Source organism: Paenibacillus sp. PK3_47 (assembly GCF_023520895.1).
Classification (GTDB): Bacteria; Bacillota; Bacilli; order Paenibacillales; family Paenibacillaceae; genus Paenibacillus_AQ.
Genome location: NZ_CP026029.1, coordinates 1,300,001 through 1,320,466 on the forward strand (window position 1 = coordinate 1,300,001; position 20,466 = coordinate 1,320,466).

Annotated in this window: 18 protein-coding genes and 1 pseudogene; all 19 read right to left on the reverse strand. The window is 38.7% G+C overall.

Annotation, left to right across the window (positions count from 1 at the left end):
* Positions 1-48 precede the first annotated feature (48 nt).
* The gene (gene rfbB, locus C2I18_RS05915) at positions 49-1,056 is read right to left on the reverse strand and encodes a dTDP-glucose 4,6-dehydratase (RefSeq protein WP_249902019.1); all 1,008 of its coding nucleotides are present in this window, start codon (positions 1,054-1,056) and stop codon (positions 49-51) included.
* A gap of 29 nt (positions 1,057-1,085) precedes the next feature.
* Positions 1,086-1,646, reverse strand: coding sequence for a dTDP-4-dehydrorhamnose 3,5-epimerase (gene rfbC / locus C2I18_RS05920; RefSeq protein ID WP_249902020.1), 561 nt, complete (start codon positions 1,644-1,646; stop codon positions 1,086-1,088).
* Positions 1,647-1,665: 19 nt separating this feature from the next.
* Positions 1,666-2,544 (reverse strand): glucose-1-phosphate thymidylyltransferase RfbA, encoded by an 879-nt coding sequence (gene rfbA / locus C2I18_RS05925; RefSeq protein WP_249900341.1) that lies wholly within the window; start codon positions 2,542-2,544, stop codon positions 1,666-1,668.
* Positions 2,545-2,562: 18 nt separating this feature from the next.
* Positions 2,563-3,729 carry a nucleotide sugar dehydrogenase gene (locus tag C2I18_RS05930; protein ID WP_249900342.1) on the reverse strand — a complete coding sequence of 389 codons (1,167 nt, stop codon included), beginning with the start codon at positions 3,727-3,729 and terminating at the stop codon, positions 2,563-2,565.
* Positions 3,726-5,165, reverse strand: coding sequence for a flippase (locus C2I18_RS05935; RefSeq protein ID WP_249900343.1), 1,440 nt, complete (start codon positions 5,163-5,165; stop codon positions 3,726-3,728). Before C2I18_RS05935 ends, C2I18_RS05930 begins: the two co-directional genes overlap by 4 nt.
* A gap of 7 nt (positions 5,166-5,172) precedes the next feature.
* Positions 5,173-6,306, reverse strand: a complete 1,134-nt coding sequence (locus tag C2I18_RS05940; RefSeq protein ID WP_249900344.1) for a glycosyltransferase — start codon at positions 6,304-6,306, stop codon at positions 5,173-5,175.
* Between the two features lie 50 nt (positions 6,307-6,356).
* Positions 6,357-7,463, reverse strand: coding sequence for an EpsG family protein (locus C2I18_RS05945; RefSeq protein ID WP_249902021.1), 1,107 nt, complete (start codon positions 7,461-7,463; stop codon positions 6,357-6,359).
* A 56-nt stretch (positions 7,464-7,519) separates the two neighbouring features.
* Positions 7,520-8,753, reverse strand: a pseudogene (locus tag C2I18_RS29790) (ISL3 family transposase).
* A 196-nt stretch (positions 8,754-8,949) separates the two neighbouring features.
* Positions 8,950-9,873 (reverse strand): alpha-1,2-fucosyltransferase, encoded by a 924-nt coding sequence (locus tag C2I18_RS05955; RefSeq protein ID WP_249900345.1) that lies wholly within the window; start codon positions 9,871-9,873, stop codon positions 8,950-8,952.
* 11 nt (positions 9,874-9,884) lie between these two features.
* Positions 9,885-10,757, reverse strand: coding sequence for a glycosyltransferase (locus tag C2I18_RS05960; RefSeq protein ID WP_249900346.1), 873 nt, complete (start codon positions 10,755-10,757; stop codon positions 9,885-9,887).
* 56 nt (positions 10,758-10,813) lie between these two features.
* The gene (locus tag C2I18_RS05965; protein WP_249900347.1) at positions 10,814-11,650 is read right to left on the reverse strand and encodes a glycosyltransferase; all 837 of its coding nucleotides are present in this window, start codon (positions 11,648-11,650) and stop codon (positions 10,814-10,816) included.
* Between the two features lie 17 nt (positions 11,651-11,667).
* Positions 11,668-12,519: an NAD-dependent epimerase/dehydratase family protein gene (locus C2I18_RS05970; RefSeq protein ID WP_249900348.1), complete on the reverse strand. Its 852-nt coding sequence runs from the start codon at positions 12,517-12,519 to the stop codon at positions 11,668-11,670.
* 24 nt (positions 12,520-12,543) lie between these two features.
* A complete protein-coding gene (locus tag C2I18_RS05975) occupies positions 12,544-13,155 on the reverse strand; it encodes a sugar transferase (RefSeq protein ID WP_249900349.1) in 612 nt (203 codons plus the stop codon).
* A 106-nt stretch (positions 13,156-13,261) separates the two neighbouring features.
* A complete protein-coding gene (locus tag C2I18_RS05980) occupies positions 13,262-14,281 on the reverse strand; it encodes a copper amine oxidase N-terminal domain-containing protein (protein ID WP_249900350.1) in 1,020 nt (339 codons plus the stop codon).
* Positions 14,281-14,946 carry a hypothetical protein gene (locus C2I18_RS05985; protein WP_249900351.1) on the reverse strand — a complete coding sequence of 222 codons (666 nt, stop codon included), beginning with the start codon at positions 14,944-14,946 and terminating at the stop codon, positions 14,281-14,283. Before C2I18_RS05985 ends, C2I18_RS05980 begins: the two co-directional genes overlap by 1 nt.
* Before the next feature lie 22 nt (positions 14,947-14,968).
* Complete coding sequence (locus tag C2I18_RS05990) at positions 14,969-16,801, reverse strand: polysaccharide biosynthesis protein (RefSeq protein ID WP_249900352.1); 1,833 nt, start codon at positions 16,799-16,801, stop codon at positions 14,969-14,971.
* Between the two features lie 43 nt (positions 16,802-16,844).
* Positions 16,845-17,534, reverse strand: coding sequence for a CpsD/CapB family tyrosine-protein kinase (locus C2I18_RS05995; RefSeq protein WP_249900353.1), 690 nt, complete (start codon positions 17,532-17,534; stop codon positions 16,845-16,847).
* A complete protein-coding gene (locus C2I18_RS06000; protein ID WP_249900354.1) occupies positions 17,515-18,294 on the reverse strand; it encodes a YveK family protein in 780 nt (259 codons plus the stop codon). The genes C2I18_RS05995 and C2I18_RS06000 overlap by 20 nt, the downstream gene beginning before the upstream one ends.
* Before the next feature lie 104 nt (positions 18,295-18,398).
* The gene (locus tag C2I18_RS06005; protein ID WP_249900355.1) at positions 18,399-20,378 is read right to left on the reverse strand and encodes an S-layer homology domain-containing protein; all 1,980 of its coding nucleotides are present in this window, start codon (positions 20,376-20,378) and stop codon (positions 18,399-18,401) included.
* Between the last annotated feature and the right edge of the window lie 88 nt (positions 20,379-20,466).

The following is a 20,466-nucleotide window of genomic DNA, read 5'->3' on the forward strand; positions in this document are numbered from 1 at the left end:
AGAAAGAGGAGTCTCTTTTTGCGTTTGCCTGGTTTGGTTTTGATAGATTTAGTTCTCATAGGCTTTCCGGTATTCGCCGCTAAGGATAGACTTCCACCATTCGGTGTTGTCAATATACCATTGAATAGTCTGGGCTATTCCTGTCTCAAACGTATACGTAGGTCTCCAGCCCAAATTCTCCAGCTTGGTTGGATCAATCGCATAACGCTTGTCATGACCTAACCGGTCGGTCACAAATTCAATTAAATCTTCCGATTTACCTAATGTTTGGATGATGGTCTTAACGACTTCAAGGTTCGTCCGCTCATTATGGCCACCCACATTATACACTTTGCCACTTACACCTTCATGCAGCACGAGGTCAATAGCCGCACAGTGATCCCATACATGCAGCCAGTCACGGATATTCTTGCCATCACCATAGACCGGAACCTTCTGCTCATTCATTACCTTGGAAATCGTCAGCGGGATCAGCTTTTCAGGAAAATGATAAGGCCCATAGTTATTAGAGCAGCGCGTAATATTCATCGGTAGACCAAAGGTCTCATGATAAGCACGGACGAGCAAATCTGAAGCAGCCTTGCTTGCACTGTACGGGCTGTTTGGCTGCAATGGAGTTTCCTCTGTGAAAAATACAGTGGGATCAAAATCCAGTTCTCCATACACCTCATCTGTAGATACATGAACAAACTTGGAGATTCCAATTTTTTTGGAAGCATCAAGCAACACTTGTGTACCCATTACATTCGTACGCACGAATACCGCCGGGTCCGTAATAGATCGGTCTACATGGCTTTCAGCGGCAAAATGCACCACATAATCAAACTTTTCTTGTTCAAAAAGCGACATCACTGCCTCACGGTCAGCAATATCAGCCTGTACGAAACGGTAATTGGGCTTTTTTTCAGTCTCAACATGCTTAGCCAGTTCACCCGCATAAGTCAGCAAATCCAGGTTAGTAATATCATAATCAGCGTATTTATCAACCATGTATTGTACAAAGTTACCGCCGATAAAACCGGCACCACCTGTAATCAGCAATTTCTTCCTGCTCATCATGCACCTCAATTCATTCTTTCAGGGTTTTAGCTTTCATATGTAAAATTTATTGCAGCATCTTTCAGGAGCGGAGCATTCTCATCTTTACCGGATAGTATAGGTGTTATATCCATAGGCCACTCCACACCAATCGCAGGGTCATTCCAGAGAATACCGCCATCGCATTCCGGCGCATACAGCTCATCACATTTATACTGTACTTCAACATCCTCTGTCAACGTCATGAACCCATGTGCAAAGCCTTTCGGAATGAGCAGCTGCTTCTTATTCTCCGCACTCAATTCCACACCGAACCATTTGCTGTAAGTAGGACTTCCCTCTCTGATATCTACAGCTACATCATAAATGACTCCGCATGTGCAACGGACAAGCTTGGTCTGCGCCTTCGGATTTAATTGATAATGCAGGCCTCTAAGTGTTCCTTTTACAGCTGAATAGGACTGATTATCTTGTACAAAAGTAATATCAATCCCCTGCTCTTTGAAATTCGCATCACTGAAGGTTTCCATGAACCATCCACGATGATCTCCAAATACTGCTGGTTCCACAATATAAACACCTGGCAGCGCCGTTTCTGTCAGCTTCACTTCGTTCACCCCTCAGTGCTTAATATTGAATTTTCCCGGTAGCCACTTTAATCAGATATTGACCATAACCCGTCTTGCTTAACTTCTGGCCACATTTCAATAAGTGCTCTTTAGTAATCCAGCCATTGATGTAGGCAATTTCCTCAAGCGCTGCGATTTTAACTCCCTGATGATCCTCAATCGTTCTGACAAAATTAGTCGCATCCACAAGACTCTGATGCGTTCCAGTATCCAGCCAAGTGAAACCCCTGCCCAATAACTCTACATCTAATTCACCAAACTCAAGATAGGTTTCATTAATCGAGGTAATCTCAAGTTCGCCTCTTACAGAAGGCTTAACATTCTTGGCAATCTCAACAACACGATTATCATAGAAATACAAACCCGTAATAGCATAATTCGATTTAGGATCAGCAGGCTTCTCTTCTACGCTTAGTACCTTGCCATCTTCATTAAACTCTACCACGCCAAAACGCTCCGGATCTTGTACATGGTACCCAAATACAGTGGCACCCTGTTCCTTTTCCGAAGCCCGCTTCAGCATTTTCCGCATCCCATTACCGTAGTAAATATTATCACCAAGAATCATTGCCACGGAGTCGTCCCCGATAAACGATTCTCCTAAAATAAATGCCTGAGCCAAACCGTCAGGGCTTGGCTGCACTTTGTATTGGAGTGAGATACCAAACTGTGATCCGTCTCCCAAGAGACTTTCGAATCTCGGGGTATCTTCAGGTGTAGAAATAATGAGAATTTCCCTAATTCCTGCTAGCATAAGGGTAGAAAGTGGGTAATAGATCATGGGTTTGTCGTACACGGGCAACAGTTGCTTACTGGTTACCATGGTTAGTGGATAGAGGCGGGTTCCGCTGCCGCCTGCTAGGATTATGCCTTTCAAATAAAGCACCTCCGCAAATTAATCTCTTCCAAATAGATCTCTTGTATATACTTTATGACAAACATCTTGTAAATCATCTGATAACCGGTTTGCTACGATTACATCAGAAAGCTCCTTGAATTTTGAAAAGTTATTAACCACTCGAGAGTTATAGAATTGTTCATCCTGAAGATTAGGCTCATACACAATGATTTCAATGCCTCTAGCCTCAATCCTCTTCATGACTCCTTGAATTGCAGACTGACGAAAATTATCCGAATCAAGTTTCATTGTTAATCTATAGATACCTACAATTTTTGGTTTTCTTTGAAGAATCATCTCAGCAACATGATCTTTCCGGGTACGATTAGCATCAACAATAGCAGCAATAATATTGTTAGGGACATTCTCGTAGTTGGCTAATAACTGTTTGGTATCCTTAGGCAGACAGTAACCGCCATAGCCGAATGAGGGATTGTTATAGTGATTTCCAATTCTCGGATCAAGTCCCACACCATCAATGATTTGTTTGGCATCAAGGCCTCTAACTTCAGCATAAGAATCCAATTCATTAAAAAATGCGACTCTCATTGCTAAATAGGTATTAGCAAATAGCTTAATAGCTTCAGCTTCAGTGGAATTTGTAAAGAGTACTTCAATCTCTTCTTTTAAAGCTCCTTGAATCAACAAGTCAGCAAATATTTTGGCCCTTTCTGATTGTTCACCCACTATAATTCGAGATGGATATAAATTATCATGAAGTGCTTTTCCTTCTCTTAAAAACTCAGGTGAAAAGATAATATTACTACTTTCATATTTTTCTCTAATGGAGTTTGTATAGCCAACAGGAACTGTAGACTTAATAATTACTGTTGCAGCAGTATTAAATTTAATCACCTGCTCAATTACTTCTTCTACACTACTAGTATCAAAATAGTTCTTTTCCGGATCATAATTGGTAGGTGTCGAAATAATAATATATTCAGCTTGATCGAACGCTTGGGCTACATCGGTTGTAGCAGTCAAATTTAATTTTTCACTTGCAAGAAAGTGTTCAATATCATTATCAATAATAGGTGATTTTTTATTATTAATCATGTCCACTTTCTGACTGTCAATGTCAAATGCCGTTACTTCATTATGTTGGGACAGTAAAACTGCATTCGATAATCCAACATATCCAGTTCCTGCTACTGCAATTTTCATTTATCTATTTCACTCCTTTTTTTGTATTTTATCATTTCAAGTTTTTCTTTATTCAAAAGAAAATAAATAGCACTTAAACTTAAATAAAATAAAAAACCTACTACAATTTGAATAATAAGAGACACTACCGTGGTACCGAAATATTGTCCTATCAACCTCACTAAAAAAAACATCGCCACTCCAATTACAAAAAATGGTATTGAATCTTTGAGGTAACTGCTGATTTTCAATTGCAATCTAACAACCCACATTTGATAAATCATTACTGTAAACTCAGCGATTACTGTTCCTATAGCTGCGCCTTTTGCTCCTAGGCTTGGTATCAACAATAGATTAGCAATAAGATTCACCAAAGCCCCTATTATCACTGAAATTATATAAACATTCACATAATTATTAGGTATTAGATATTGAGTACGAATAACATTAGCCCAAGCAATAAATATTACACTTATTGATAAAATTATCATAATATCACTAGTAGGTATAAAATTCTTACCAAAGAATATTGGTGTGAAAATAGGTGAAATAGCCGCCAGACCAGATGAGATTGCAATTGAGGTGACAGATGAATAAAGCATAGAATTAGAAATTAAAAGATTTATTTTACTTGTTTCATTTTTCGCAATTAAATTAGATATTCTTGGCAACATCACAGTTCCTAAAGCTGTAATTAAACTTGTTGGAACTATCATTATTCTTTGAGCACTATCAAAATATCCAGTTTCCTCCATCCCACTCAACTTACCTAACATAATTTTATCCATGATTGTATAAATGCTCACTGCAATCACTGGTATAAACAAAGTGATAATTGGTAGTACATGTTTCTTAACTTCTATAAATTTCACAAGGGAAAAGGTGATGTATTTTTTAATTGTCACCCATAAAACAGCTTGACTTATTAGTGCACTCAACGCAGTAATAAGGGCGTAAACCCATACATCCTCTTTTGAGTGAACAAACAAAAATATTAAAAGAACAGAGATAACTTTAATAATCATATTCCGTACAACGGTTAGTTTGAATTTTTCCAAGCCAAAATAAAACCAATTGATATCGAAGGCCGTAGAACATACATATATTAACCATATAATTAGAAGTAATGATTCATCCTTAGTAAAAAAAATAAACAATATGTAAAAAAATATAACAATTAAAGAACTAATTAATTGTATTACATAAATACTCAAAAAAGTTTTACTTAATATTTTGTTATTATCTTTAACAGAAGCTATAGTTTTATTTCCATAATTATTTAACCCTAACATAGCAATAACTACAAAGTAATATGCAATTGATTGAGTATAAGAGTATTTACCTAGCATCTCAGGACCAATTACTCTAGATAGATATGGAATTGTTATTAAAGGTAAAATAATATTTAAAATCTGATAACTTACATTATACAGATAATTTTTCGTGATTTCTTTCATCTACTATTTACCTTTCATAACTCATTTTTTCCAAAACATTTTTCATTTGTTTTACATAAAGCAGGTTATCTTCAGCAAATCTTATCATTTCATTCTTATAATCTTCGTCCTTAAAACTTTTATACCAACTTATTATCATGTCCCAATCAAAAATTGTTTCATCTTTTGATATTTGAAATTGATATTTGAAACTTTGGGGAAATGACAAATCAGTGTTTGTTATTATAAAAGGCAAGCCTTTAGCGCAATACTCTTTATTCTTTATAGAAGTATCATATTTTGCATTTCTTCTAAAATATCCTATTCCTCCTAGCGCAACATGATAATTTGATAGCATAGCATCTAAATTATCTACATCATTATATTTTATAAAATTAACATTTTTCTCTATCCCAAGTTCTAAAGACATTTTTTTCAAGTTTAGAATTTCTTGAGTTTCGTCGCTAATTATATCCAAAATAATATTTAATTTCCCCTTGTATAACGCTATACTCTTTAATGCTCTATCATAACCATGCCAGTAGTTAACATGTGCCAAGGCCAATACATTTATTGTATTAGATAATTCAGTTTGGTTTTCATTTTTGGCAGTTAGCATTTTTTCATCAATTCCATTATTAAAAGGAATCATTTTTTTATCTAATACACAATCATTTTGTAATATAACAGGAATAAAATCTAAATACTTGTAAATAAAAAGGTTGAAATAGATTTTTTCAAATAAATTAGCCACCTGATATTTCATTGTTTTTATCTTATCAAAAGGATAGGTAGGAAATTCATAAAAAATCAATCTAGTTGAATCTTCTTTTATTTTTTTAAATATCCCTGCCCATCCTGTAATATCAAGTCCCAACCTTCTAAAATAAATAGCTTTAAAATCATATTTCAAGAGATATTTTTGAATTAGATCTCTCAAATTCCTCCTATTTACTAATGTATATTTTTTATAGCCATTTATTTTCACTCGCTCAATCTCAATTAAATTTTTATTTACATATTCATATAAAAAACATTCCCCCTGGGCATTAATTGTTAATAAAAATGTATTATAACGATAAGCCGAAATAGCGTTAAGTTGACCGGAAATTTTATTCTTATAATTTTCATAGTCATAAACTATATATAGAGCATTCCGCATATAAGACTTCCTCCAGTATTAAGTTCAAAATGCTTTTTCAAATAAAAAAATTAATTCGAAACAAAGAAGCTAAAAATATAATTATTTTCCAATAATATTAAAGCTGAGTCTTTCATCATATAAAATCTTAAAAAAAGTATGGTTAATAAACTAAAAAGCAGAACTGCCCTTGCTCTAGAGTTTAAATTAAATACTTCTTTTGAGATTACAGCATAATTAATGAACAACACTGGCCTGATAAACCTCTCAAAATCAAGTGATACTAAAAGAAATGGTAAAATGAGCAAATTAATAATATTCAATAACAATAAATAATTTGTGGTATGGCTTTCGTTTTTTTTATTTATATAGGTTATTATAAAAACAAAAAATATCATAAAAAAAATAATTGCAAAAGAAGTTAGAGGATTCAAGTCATAACCAATATTCCCCACAGAATATTGTTCAATTTTATCATAAGATATAATATTATTAATGATATTAACAATACTTATATTTGAGATAAATAAATATAATGTAATAATAAAACTCAATATACCTAAAGCTTTTAGAAGCGTTTTAAAATTTAGAAAAACCAAAAAATACACAAAATAAAAAAGAGCCGTCAAATGAAATAACGATGCAAATAGTACTAATATAAAATATTTCTTATAATCTTTATTATTTTCAAATAATAGATATCTGAGAGCAAAAACTATGATTGAATAGGCAAAGAAAAATCTAAATTGGATGGCATCATAAAAAAATGGAAATATAGTATAAAAAACCAGGACAGCATTATAATTATTGGTTATCTTCTTAACAGTGGATCTTATCAAAAAAAAGCTGATTATTGAAATCAAAACCAAAAAAGCGTTATAAGTAATATTTAGTTTTGATACCCAATACAACAAGGTCATATAACCAAAATCAGTCTGATAACCAGCAATATTTGCTAGAGTTCCACCATTCAAAAAATGATTGTAAAGATTGGAGTATGCTCTATAATCACCGTTCTCTCCATTACTATTATTAGTGGCTGTCATTAAAATAAACATTAGGACAAAAAGCAAAATTGCAAAAAGTCTTGACTTTTTCTTAAAAACTACAGTAATTAAATTTAAAAAATAAATACATGCAGAAAAAAAATAAAGGATCATGGCAGCCTCCAAAATCATTTTCAAAATAATAAGAACTTATACGGGCTCAACCTAATAATTAGCGGTTGATATTCTCACCCTGATAAGCGTTGCCGATTGCATTCAATTAAAATCCTGGCTTTGTAATATCGACGATTGCGCGTGAAATAATGTCGGCGTTGGTACGCTTTAATACGATTATGCCGTCCTTCGACTGTCGCGTTCGTCCAACGGTAATGATGGGTTCACGATTTCCTCTTCCCAGTTCCGCATCGTTTTCAAAGCGTTTTGCACAGCTTCATGCTCGATACCTTCTCCTTGCTGACACCAACGAATAAAACAAAGCCGTGCCACATCAAAGTTCGGGGAATAATCATACCACCGGGAGAAGGATTCTTTCCATTCCCATACCTCACGCAATATCGGAGAGAAGGCCAGTAGTTGAATGAGCTGAGTTTTGCTCTTATCCGGTAAGGAATCTGCCGGTGGATTTAACAGTCGATGATGACTTTTTAAGATCCCTTTAGCCCGGGGGGAAAGAGTAGATTGAACGGATTTCCGGACGGCTTGGACACTTTCAATGACATAACCATGAACGTGAAAGCGGTCAGCAATTCAAATCGCCTTTGGAAAACACTCACTGATCCAGGTGTGATACGCTTGAGCCAGATCCATGACGACAGCCTTGGGATTCAGGTCTAAATTCAGGATGCTGCTCGGCATACGTGCGTAACGCATCCAGCTTTCGACCCAAAAGTAGGTCGAGCATAGTTTCGCCTCGAAGATCGTGAATACCGGTGTTGTAGGTGTGACCCTTTTTAATCGCAAAATCGTCGATGCCGAGCACTAGATCCGTCTGTTCTTTCGCTTGATGCCAGGCTTGCTGGAGCAAACGATCGCTCTTTGCTGGAAGAGCTTTCTGATGCATGCGCTGAACGGTGCTAGTCGGTGCTTCTTGCATTCTGGCACTATGCGCTGCCGTGGAGCCTAATGCCTGGTTTACGGTTTGCAAGCGAAAAGCACGACTATATCGTTCCTTGGAGCCCACACACGAATACGACCAAACAAATCCAATATTGCAGCACGAGCAGGCCAAGCGTAGTGAGGGAATGTGTAAAAAACACTTTTTACCATGCTGATATGACGAATCTTACGCGTCGTATTACGGCCGTCTCGCTTTACCGCTTCTTCGGAGTGGCAGAGGGGACAGGCTTGTTTGTAGGCTACCGGTGAGGCTTCTAGATGTACTTCTGTTTCCTGGATCGAGACCACGCTAAGAAGTTGTAGCTCTGGTAATCCGAGCAGTTCGTTGATATACTGGATGGGCATCTGTCATATCCTTTTCGTGTTGTTTGGTAGGACTTACAACATTACAGGATTTGCAGATGTTTTTCCATTTCTATCCACGTTTTTTTACATTTTAATTTTCAACCGCTATTTTTGGTTTTGGGCCAAAATTATTCATTATATTTATAAAATGTTTAAAGCATTTGCATAAATATAATCGCTGTCTATTTGCCTATCCTTACATCCGTATCATATTTGGCAAATATATATCTTCACCTTCATTTTTTTTCCTATACCACATTTTTGGAGCGATAATAATCTTATCAACATTAGTTGATAAGTATGCTCCAAACCATGAAAAAGAACTATTTGAAATAACGAAGTGCTTGCAATTCGTCATAATAGAAATACCTTCATAATCGGTCATATTATCTAAATAGGTTACTTCTTGTTTAAAAGAAAAAAGTTCTTTACACTTCTTAATATCATCACTAAATATATAAAATTTCGCATCACTAACATGGTTTTCAATATGTTTCATACTCTTATAAAAAAATTCCTCGGAAAAAACATTTAAATCAGTACTAAGATAATCTGAGCCGCACCTAATACTCACTGCAACACTATTAGTCGAAGAAACTTCATTCAATAGATCATGATGATTGTTCATGAATTCCTTCTTAACAATTAATTCTTTTCTCAATTCTTCCTCGATAAGATCAAAATAGAATGGGCTTTGAAAATAACCATAAACAAATAGATTTCTGACTTTATCAATCTTTTTATGCTTGTAATAAAATACATCGAAGTTATATATAAGCCCCATTCTCGTAAGTAAATCAAATAAGGTATTTCCCATTTTATTTTTCCTGGTAATTTTCCTTACACAATATTGCATCAAATGATACATCTTCCTAGTAATTGTATATAGAAGAAAATCTTTTTTTGAAATTTTATTTTTATCGAAAATATGAATTCTATCGTTAAGTTGGAAATTGTCTAATGAAAAGCTACGTACCTTATACTTCTTGTACTCTTGTAAATCCAAATAAATATCAGCATCATAAATTTCTTGAAGATACCTGGCATATCCGTATTGGAATAACTGATTCCCCAGCCCCCCCATAACACGTAATATTATCTTCTTCTCTCTAAGCATCATTCATTTCACCATCACCTAGTTGGATTATATTTATTCATTCTTCTCTTTACATAATCTTGATAAGCTTTAATTATCATTCTAATTTTCTCACTTTTATTTTTGTCAAAAAGTATAATAAAAAAAATCTGTCTTAACCCTCCGAGGAAGCTAAACGTAAACTTTTTTAATCCCACAAGATGTTTATCTGAGTAATACAGTCTATTTCTGAAGATATAATAGTTTCTCAAAGTATTGTGTTCCGAATATTGAACTCCAAATAAGTTCCTAGTACCTTCACCTAGTCTTTGATTCAGAAAAGACCTATTTAGAACAACTACCTTAAATCCCAAGGAGTTTAACTGCTTACAGTAATCATAATCTAATCTGTCAATAAAGTAGTTCTCATCAAACCCAGAAGTGCTCAAGTACGCTTTGAGATTCATTACACTACCCGATGTAATAACCCAATCAACAATACTATTTTCATTAGAGTCATTACTTGCCTTTAGTTCTTTTTCAATCGTGTTAGATTTCCAATTGGAGTACAATATCTTAGGAGCAATAATTCCAACATTTTCTAAATTATTAGTTAAAATAAACTCTAATAGTACATTTAAATTTGAATGTTCGAAAACACTGTCTTGATCCATGGTAATAATATAATCATATCCGTCTTTAATTGCTCTATTGCATAAATCGTTTAGAGCCTTAGCCATTCCCATGTTTCTTTTTTGAGGCATATAACAATAGAACTCATTATTTGAGAATAAATCCGCATTTTTTAAATCGGAATCTTCTGTATTATCATATATATATATCTTGTTTATAAATTTTGAATACAAAAGTATATTATTTATATTATCTTGACTGGGATAATATAGAACAACCCCTAAACATAAATTCATTTATTATCCCCCTAACATCTATTGTAAAAACTATTGAATCCTCAATCTATCAGGCTTTATATATTATTCTTTGTATCAGTTCTTAAAAAGATCTTATAAATCTTCATTCTTATATTATTAGGTAAAACTGCCACCGCGCCCTGAGCAAATGCAGACGTAAGAAAATCGAAAAACGAATAAAACCCTATCTTTCTTAGATGCCACTTAAAATGAATGATACACTTAAAATAAGAAATTCCTCCTCTCCTCTTATACATGTTTCTATTAGCACGCATATAGAGTAAAGGTTCATCGATATTCGCACCGATGGCATTGTTCATAAGAATTCTTGCCCATAAATAATAATCTTCAAACAGCTCAAAATGCTTATATCCCCCAGCCTGTAACACGACTGACTTCTTATACATTACAGCAGGATGATTAAATGGATTTCTTTTTTTCGCAAACTTTAGAATTTGTTCATGCGTTAATGGAAGTCTTTTTATTGCCTTCACATTATCCACATCAACCTCAAATTCCATAATTGATGAACTAACAATTGAGAGCAACTCATTTTCTTCAAACAGTTTAAATTGCTTCTCGCATCTATCTTTTTTAGAAATATCATCTGTATCCATACGAGCTATAATTTCATTTTTACAATAATCCATACCGATGTTTAAAGCTTCTCCCAAGCCTTTGTTCTCGCTTAAAGGTATGATTTTCAGACAGGGCTCATTAGCAAACTCATTCAATACCTGCTCAAGGGCCGGTGTCAGAGTACCATCCTTAACTATAATTATTTCATCTGGCTTTAAAGTTTGCTGCAGCATACTTTCTATACTTTCACGCAAATAATTAGGATTTTCTTTGAAATATATAGACATTAATACAGAATATTTTTTATCGCCCATAGTATATACTCCAATTATTAATTACTTTTTTTAATTGTATTTTCAAACTCCTCAACTTCCACTAAGTTATCTCCTGATAGCTTATAATCATAAACTAATGAACCAAATAGCTTGTTGAAAATTTTAAATTCAGGAATAATCGAAATAAATCTCGCGAGAAGACTAGAAAATACTATCCGCTTATGATTAGTTGATGCTATCTGATTAACAAGCTCTTGAATATCAACATATTGTTTGTTTTGAGGATGAAACGTACCTCTTTCCCCCCGATCGATTAACCCGCGTATGTAATCAGATAAGTTATCTATATAAAGCATACTTCTCTTATTATTTATTCGAGGAAACAGCGGGGTTATAAGCACCAACTTTTTCAACTTCGAGTAATTTCCTGGACAATCCGGTCCATAAATAATAGGAGGTCTGATTATTGTTACTTTAAAATTCTCACTTTCCATCTCTTTAATTTCATTCTCAGCTTTAAACTTCGATTTTCCATATAAAGTGCTAGGCTGTTCTGTAGTACTGTTACCTATTATTACCTCACGTCTTGTACTCCCTTCCACTCCAAAAACTGCCATTGAACTCAAGAACACAAATTGACTAACTTTATCCTCTTTTGCCTTCTTTGAAAGTTCAACTGTCAGATCCCTATTAACTTTGTCATATAATTCACTCAACTCTAGCTTTTCTTTTTTGTGAACTAATGCTGCTGTATGAAATAAAACGTCATATTCAGAAAAATCCCGTTTCTTCCACTCATTATCTCTAACAGATATAAAATCCACTTTATAATCCTCTGGCCATTGTTTCAACCACGCAGCAAACTTATTGCCTACATAACCATTTTGACCTGTTATAAGTATTTTCATATTAATCTCCAAACCATTGTAATCTCAATATTTATAGGTCCTAGATTTCTCATTCCCTTCAATAACACCTTCGCTCTTTAATACATTGAAAATAGTCTTTAAAAACACTTTAAAATCAAATGAGAGTGACAACAGGTTTAAGTACTCACCATCAAACTTAGCTTTCTGTTCAATAGGCAGTTCATCCCGCCCATTAATCTGAGCCCATCCTGTTAATCCAGGCTTAATATCGTTTGCTCTATATTTATCCCGTTCAGCAATCAAATCATATTGATTCCATAGAGCTGGACGGGGCCCAATAATACTCATTTCACCTTTAAGAATATTTATGATCTGAGGAAGCTCATCCAGGCTTGTTTTCCTCAGGAATTTACCGACATTAGTAATGAAGAAATCCGGATCTTGCAATAAATGCGTAGGCATTTCTGCAGGAGTATCTGTACGCATAGTTCTGAACTTAAGTATGTAAAACTCTTTCTTGTTCTTACCGATTCTCTTTTGTCTGAACAAGATTGGTCCCTTGGAGCTTAACTTAATTGCAATAGCAATAATCAAGAAAAAAGGCCATAACAGGAGAATTCCGATTAGAGCCAATAGAAAGTCGATGATTGGTTTTACAATGACATAAGGCCTCATAGCTTCACTTCACCTGATCCTTTAAGAACTGATATTTTATTACTTGAACACAACCTCAACTTCATTAATATGTGAGCGGAGGTTGTGCTCCATAAATGAATAATTTCTAATTCCCCATAGATTCAGCTATCTTCTTCCCTGCTTCCAATTCAGCTTCAAAAGTTGCTCTGTACTGGTTAATAATCTCTGTGCTGTAGCCATTAGCAGTCAGCTGCTTCTCGGCATCCGCAATGATGTTATTGAAGCTGGCAGTGAAAGATGAAAGCTGCTGTTGGCCTTTAGCAAGCAGGCTGGATTTCGTAGCACTATCCGTTGCACTGACATATTGAATGGCAAGACTAGTTAAGGCAGAAGCACTTTCAGAGCGTAATGCTGTAAGCTTGGCTTCTGTCGCACTGGTAATCTGATTATATGTGACTGTACCTGTACCTGCTCCGCCACCGCCAGCTGCTGCTCCACCTGCCGGTGCTGGAGTTGCTGTTGCAGAAGGTTTCGTAGTATTGGATGCATTACCACCTGTTGTATTACTTCCAGTTAAATTATTGTTCTCTTCCTGATAACCAGCGGAAGCCGCAGTTATTGTTTTTGTCTTCTGATCCCAGGTAATCTTGTTTCCTACCGACTCAGACAGGAAGCGAAGTGGAACGTACATTGAACCATTGAGCATATAACTGGCTTGACCGGCAGGTACAGCCTTAACCGATCCGTTAAAGACGTAACTTGCTTTCACCTTATTAAGAACGATACTTTTGTTTGCCGTTGCTGCATTGTTTGTGTTGCCGGCATTCATCAGATATTCTTTGATGATCACCAGCTCGGAACTTGTTGGTTCAGCAACAGTAACCTTCAGATTCTTGGCATCCCAGCTCACACTTTTCTGAAGAGCATACGAAACAAACCGGATTGGTACATAAGTAGTGTTGTTATAAATGAATACATGTTGACCTGCCGGAGGCTGGATATTCACCCCGTCAAAGATCATCTTTACATTCATACTCTGTACTTTAATAGAGTCCGATACAGCTGCCGCAGAAGCCGATATTGGAGCAGAAGCCGTTAAGGGAGCAGCACCTGTTAAAATGACTAACAAGAGCGCTGCTGCTGGTATTTTAGCTTTTGACATCATTACTCACTCCCTTGTTCCTGAGCTTTAATCTGTTCTTCTTCAGCAATAATTTGATCACGCGTTCTGCCTTGACTCACACCATATTTCTTCGCGATCTGTGAGAGTTCATTATATTGTTCTTCCGATACTTTCCCGAGAATAATACTGCGTGCTTCGCGCTTTTCTTCATTCGTTAATCCACCACTGGCCAACTCCTGAAGTCTCTTAATATCCGAAACACTCAGTTGTTGAGCCACAATCGCAGCAACATTTGCTTTATCTGTTAAAGTGACACTATCTTGTACTTCCAGCGCTTTGTCGGTCGATATATGAGCGATCCCGTCAACACCTTCAGCTGTTGGAACAGGAGTAGCCGCAGGCTTATCGGTAGCAGAAGCTGATTGTTCTCCACTATTCTCTTCATTAGTATATGCTTCAGCAGCAGGAGTACTCGCAGGTGCTTCTGTTGCTACTGGATTTTCCGTTGCAGCTGGTTCAGCAGATGCATCTCCTGCAGCCACTGCCGGTTCAACAATAGCGCTGTTATCATCCGCTTCAATCTCAAAACCGCCAGCCATCGAATTCATCAGCTTGTCCACTGCATAATTTGCAGCAAACAAGCCTCCCACTCCAAGTACAACGACGACTGACAACGTCCAGATCAATACTTTCTTCCATCTCTTCACGTCTTGTACCTCCACACAATAGTTAGCTGATCGCCGCTTGGACTACAGGCTGCATCGGCACAATCTGATTGATTACTTCACGAATAGCTTCCGGCTCTTCGGTCAATACACGTTCCAGTCTCTTAAATTCCAGCTCAAGCTGATTCTGACTGATCACATTTGGTTTACCTATATATATACGGTTATGCTGCGTAGATCCCAGATTCTCTTCGTCGGTCAACAGCTCTTCATAGAGCTTCTCACCTTCACGAATACCGGAGAATACAATATCAATGTCTTTGTAAGGCTCATAGCCGGACAATGTAATCAGGTCTTCCGCCAGTGTTAGGATCTTAACCGGTTTGCCCATATCAAGAACGAATACTTCCCCGCCTTTGGCAAAAGAACCAGATTGAATAACCAGCTGTACCGCTTCAGGAATGGTCATAAAATAGCGGACCATCTCGGGATGGGTTACAGTGACCGGGCCGCCGGCAGCGATCTGCTGCTTGAAGGCTGGAATCACACTGCCTCTGCTGCCGAGAACGTTACCGAACCTTACAGCCGAGAATTTGGTGCGGCTTGTGGTGTGTAAACTCTGTACATACATTTCGGCAATCCGTTTGGTTGCGCCCATCACACTGGTCGGGTTAACGGCCTTGTCCGATGAGATCATCACAAAACGTTCCGCTCCATAACGGTCAGCGCAATCTGCCACATTCCGGGTTCCGAATACATTGTTCTTAATTGCTTCAGAAGGATTACGCTCCATTAAGGGAACATGTTTGTGCGCTGCCGCATGAAAGACCACATGCGGTCTAAAGGTCTCGAATACATCCATCATCCGGGCGCGGTCCTGCACATCGGCGATTACTGTTACGATCTCAAGTTCTGGAAACTTCTTGCGCAGCTCCATTTCAATTGTATAAATACTGTTCTCCCCGTGCCCCAGCAGCAGCAGCTTCTCCGGAGCAAAAGGCAGCACCTGCCGGCATAGCTCCGAACCTATAGACCCCCCGGCACCCGTTACCATAACCGTCTTGTTATGTACATAACCAAGAATCCCGTTAAGATCCGCAACAATAGGCTCACGTCCGAGCAAATCTTCTACACTGACATCTCTAAGCTTCTTGACTGATATTTTACCGGCGATCAGGTCATTCAGCGCAGGAATAATCTTCAGCTTCGCGCCAGTTGTCTTGGCAAGCTGGATAATCTCTGAAATTTCTGTCCGTGATACGGAAGGCATGGCAATAATAATCTCATGAATATTCTTCTCTTTGACAATACGCGGCAGATCATATCTGTTGCCCAGCACGGGGCATCCAAGAATGGATAGGTGATATTTGTTGGGATTGTCGTCTATGAAGCCGATAATTCGGGTATGGGCAAACGAAGGCCCCATCATTTCCTTGGCAATAAGAATGCCGCAATCTCCGGCACCTACGATTAAGGCATGGGTTTCCGTATTCTTGTTGTTGATCCGGTCATTATGGAAGACTCTCCAGATGAACCGCACTCCCCCGACCAACACCAGGATTGTCTCCATCGATCTGACTTCCACGCCAAAAGGCACGCGCGCCGGAAGCAGCAGCATAGCCAATCCGTACGATAATAATGCACCTACCAAGATCGCTTTTAGGATAGATACTATTTCACCAATGCTGGCATACTGCCACATACGCCGGTATAAACCGAAATAAACCAAGGTTCCCCCAATGACAAGAGACGAGATTAATCCGAATTGCAGCATTTGCACCACATAATCATCCGGGATTCCATCCTGGAACCGGAACATATATGAAGTAACTATACTGAACCATATGATAAGCAGATCAAGGAGGAATAACAAGAACACTCTTGTTTTTGCTGTCATTTTTAGTGCCTCCAAAAATAACAATTTTCTTTACGCAACAATATTAATTTCCGTAGTAATAGTAATAATAGCCTTCACTGGCTTTACGCTTAACATTATTGAGGACTACCCCCAGCATCTTGGCACCCACACGATCCAGATTCCCCTTCGCTTTGGCAGCAATATCACGTTTTACTTTGCCGTAGCTGACCACCATAATGACCCCGTCACTCTTGGAGGCGACAATCTGTGCATCAGTAACAGCCAGCAGCGGCGGAGTATCGACCAGAATGACATCGAATTGCTGGCGGAGTTCCTGCAGCACTGTGCTCATCCGGTTAGAAGCCATCATCTCAGCGGGATTGGGCGGAATCGGTCCTGAAGTCATAATGGATAGATTCGGAACTCCTGACTCCTGAAGCACCTCAGCCAAATTGGATTGTTGGGACAATAGCGAAGACAGTCCATAGCGGTTACTTAATGAAAATGTCTTATGTGCCGTAGGCTTCCGCAAGTCGCCATCGATCAGCAGCACTTTCTTGTCTGCTTGAGCATAGGCTGCGGCCAGATTGGCTGTAACTGTAGACTTTCCTTCTTCAGGGCCCGTAGAGGTCACCATAATAATCTGAATTCGTTCATCCACCGAAGAAAAATCAATATTCGTACGCAAAGCGCGGAACGCTTCCGACACCGGAGAGCGCGGGTTCGTCACGGTTATGAGATGGCGTTGTTGTTTATTTGGCTGCTGTGACATGTTCGAGTTCTCCCGCCTTTCTGGATAACTTCTGTGCTTGCAGTTCTGTGGACTTTGTCTCTTCCTGACCAAGTCTGGTAATCATTGCGATGGTAGGCAGACCCAGATATTTCTCGATATCCTCTTCCGTCTTCAATGTATCGTCCAGATACTCCAGCAGGAAGGCAATGCCGAGGCCGATCATTAGCGACACGATAAAAGCAATCGCCAGGTTCATCACTACATTCGGTTCAACCGGTCCCGGTGCTACAGGCGGATCCAGCTTGGCCTCATTCAGAATCGATACATTCTGTACATTGAACAGGGAAGGGATCTCCTGCTTGAACACAAGTGAAATGGCATTCACAATCTCTGCGGCTCTCTGGTACGAATTATCTCGAACGACAAGTGTCATCACCTGCGTATTATTTACGGAACTCACATTAACCTTCTTCAGCAGCTCTTCGGCAGTTGTAGCAAACTCCGGGTAATTCTTGGCCACAACATCGAGAATGGCCGGGGTCTTGATAATTTCCTTGTACGTATTGATCAATTGGATATTGGTGTTAATCTGGTTCAAATCCAGCTGAGATGCTGTATTCTGTACCTGCTGTGTCTGATTTACAATAATCTTGGTCGAAGCTTCGTATACGGGTTCCTTAATGTAGAGGCTGTATACGCCGGCAAGAAGACATACTACGATAACAATACTGACAATCATGAGCAGTCTCTTCCTGACAATCTGAAAATAATCGCGCAGATCCAATTCTTGTGCTGACAAGTGAATTTCCCTCCAAGCTGTTTCTATAATTGTTCAATTCCCGCTAAAAAAGTGCCCCCTCTCACACTGACGAGAGGAGGCTCTCCACTTGCTTCATTATTTACTTACTTGAAGTTAATTGTACGATAGATAATTACGGCTGCTTCAGCACGGGTAGCAGTATCGTTCGGGTTGAATTTGCCTGCGTTACCGATGACCAGATTGTTGCTGGCTGCAAAAGCTACACCATCTTTCAGGGAAGCGCTAATCTTTGCCGCATCCGAGAATTGGTTCAGCGCAGTTGCACTGGTTGTTGCTTCAGAGTTAATTCCTTTGAATGCACGGGAGATCATGGTAGCCATCTCTGCACGTGTAATGGTTGCCGACGGATCGAACTGGGAAGCCGAACGGCCAGTGATGATACCTTTCTCAGCTGCTACAGCCACATACGGAGCATACCATGCTGTGGAGCTTACATCGCTGAAGTTCTCAGTGGCAGTGCTGTTCTCCAGGTTCAGTGCACGGATCAGCATTTTGGCGAATTCAGCACGGGTAACATTGCTCTTAGGCGCAAACTTGCCGTTGCCGATCCCTTCAATGGCACCCTTGGCAGCTACCACTTGAATCTGTCTGCCAGCCCAAGCTTGTACGTTCGAGATATCGTTGAAGGATACCTTGTTCTCAACGGTTGCATATGAAGAGAATGTGTCGCGCGGCTCAACGATGTAATCCCCGTCAACCACACCACCTTGGAATTGCAGCTCATCGTATACGATCTTCGCTACAGACAGCAGTTCTTTATCAAGACCTTCTGTGCCTTTAAGCGGAAGCTTGATCGTCAGCGGCTGCTTGAAGGTAGTTGTAGCCACACCGCCAACAGTCAGACCGAAATCATATACGCTGGAAGCGAGCTTCAGGCTTGTGATTGAAGTTACGGCTGTATCAGCAGCTGTAGTAATGGACAGAGCAACGGATTCACCGAATTGGCCTACTGGGATCGTAACTGTCAATCCGTTCACTGTAACAGCTACATTAGCGATACCTTTAGCTTTGGCTGCTTCAATAATCGCTTTGGACAGCGGAACTTCAACGGTTGGAGCAGTTACAGTACCCAGGTTCAGTGTAAGCGTGAGATTAGTCTTATCCGCGCTTGCTGCTACCAGAGCATCAAATGCTTTCAGTACATCAGCTTCCACCAGATTCAATGTTGCTTTGTTACCTACTACAGTTACCAGCTTGGATACATCATAGCTGCCTGGGGTTGCAGTAGGGTTGGTAACCGGAGGAGTGACCGTACCAGTACCGCCACCATTATTGCCACCCGATCCAGGGTTCTCAGGATTAACAATCGGGTCCGCTTGCAGGTAAGCATTGTAATAAGCATGAGCCAGAACTAAAGCCGCTGCTTTTGCTTTGGCAGGAGATACAGTCTGCTCCAGATTGGTCTTCACTGCGTTAAGATCTGCTTTGGTAACTCCGAAATCATTAAGACCGTAAACGACATCATTAACGGTGGAAGTACCAACTTTGACTCCCCGAACCGCTGTTTCCACTTGTTTGAACAGTTCACTGTCCGGATCAAGCAGCGCAGATGCAATCACAGTCTCGCCTTTACCTTTGAGAATCGGAATCAGAGTTTGTTCTACACCTGTTGGGCCAAAGAGTGCATTGTATACATCGTCAACTGTAAGGCTTGGCAGACCTACGTTGACTGCAACTTTCTTCAACAGCTCTTTGTATTGCGGATAGTTCGGTGATTGCTGAATATCAGTTACTGCTGAATAGTCAGGTGTAAAATAAGAATTAACAAGTTCATTATAAAGTTCAACAAACAGTGTCTTATCGGTATCGTTCAAGAAAGTGAGCTTGTTCACTACTGGTGCAAAAGCTGCTTTCAGTTGTGCTTCAGTCACAGCCTGCAGCTCAGTACGGAAATCGCGAAGAATTGTTTTTTCTTCAGGAGTCAAAGAGCTGTAGAGCACAGTAGCACGAGTCTTAACGATATTAAAAATATCAGTGCTGGTTGCTGCGGATGCAACACCACTCAAATGCTTCGTAAGTCCTTCGCTGCTGAACGGAAATCCTGCAACGGATGCTGCAGCCATGCTTACAGCCAAAGTTGACACTGCTAATTTCTTCTTCAAATTCACTTTTCATCCACCTCTTGGTATGTATTTAGTACTATTACCGCTG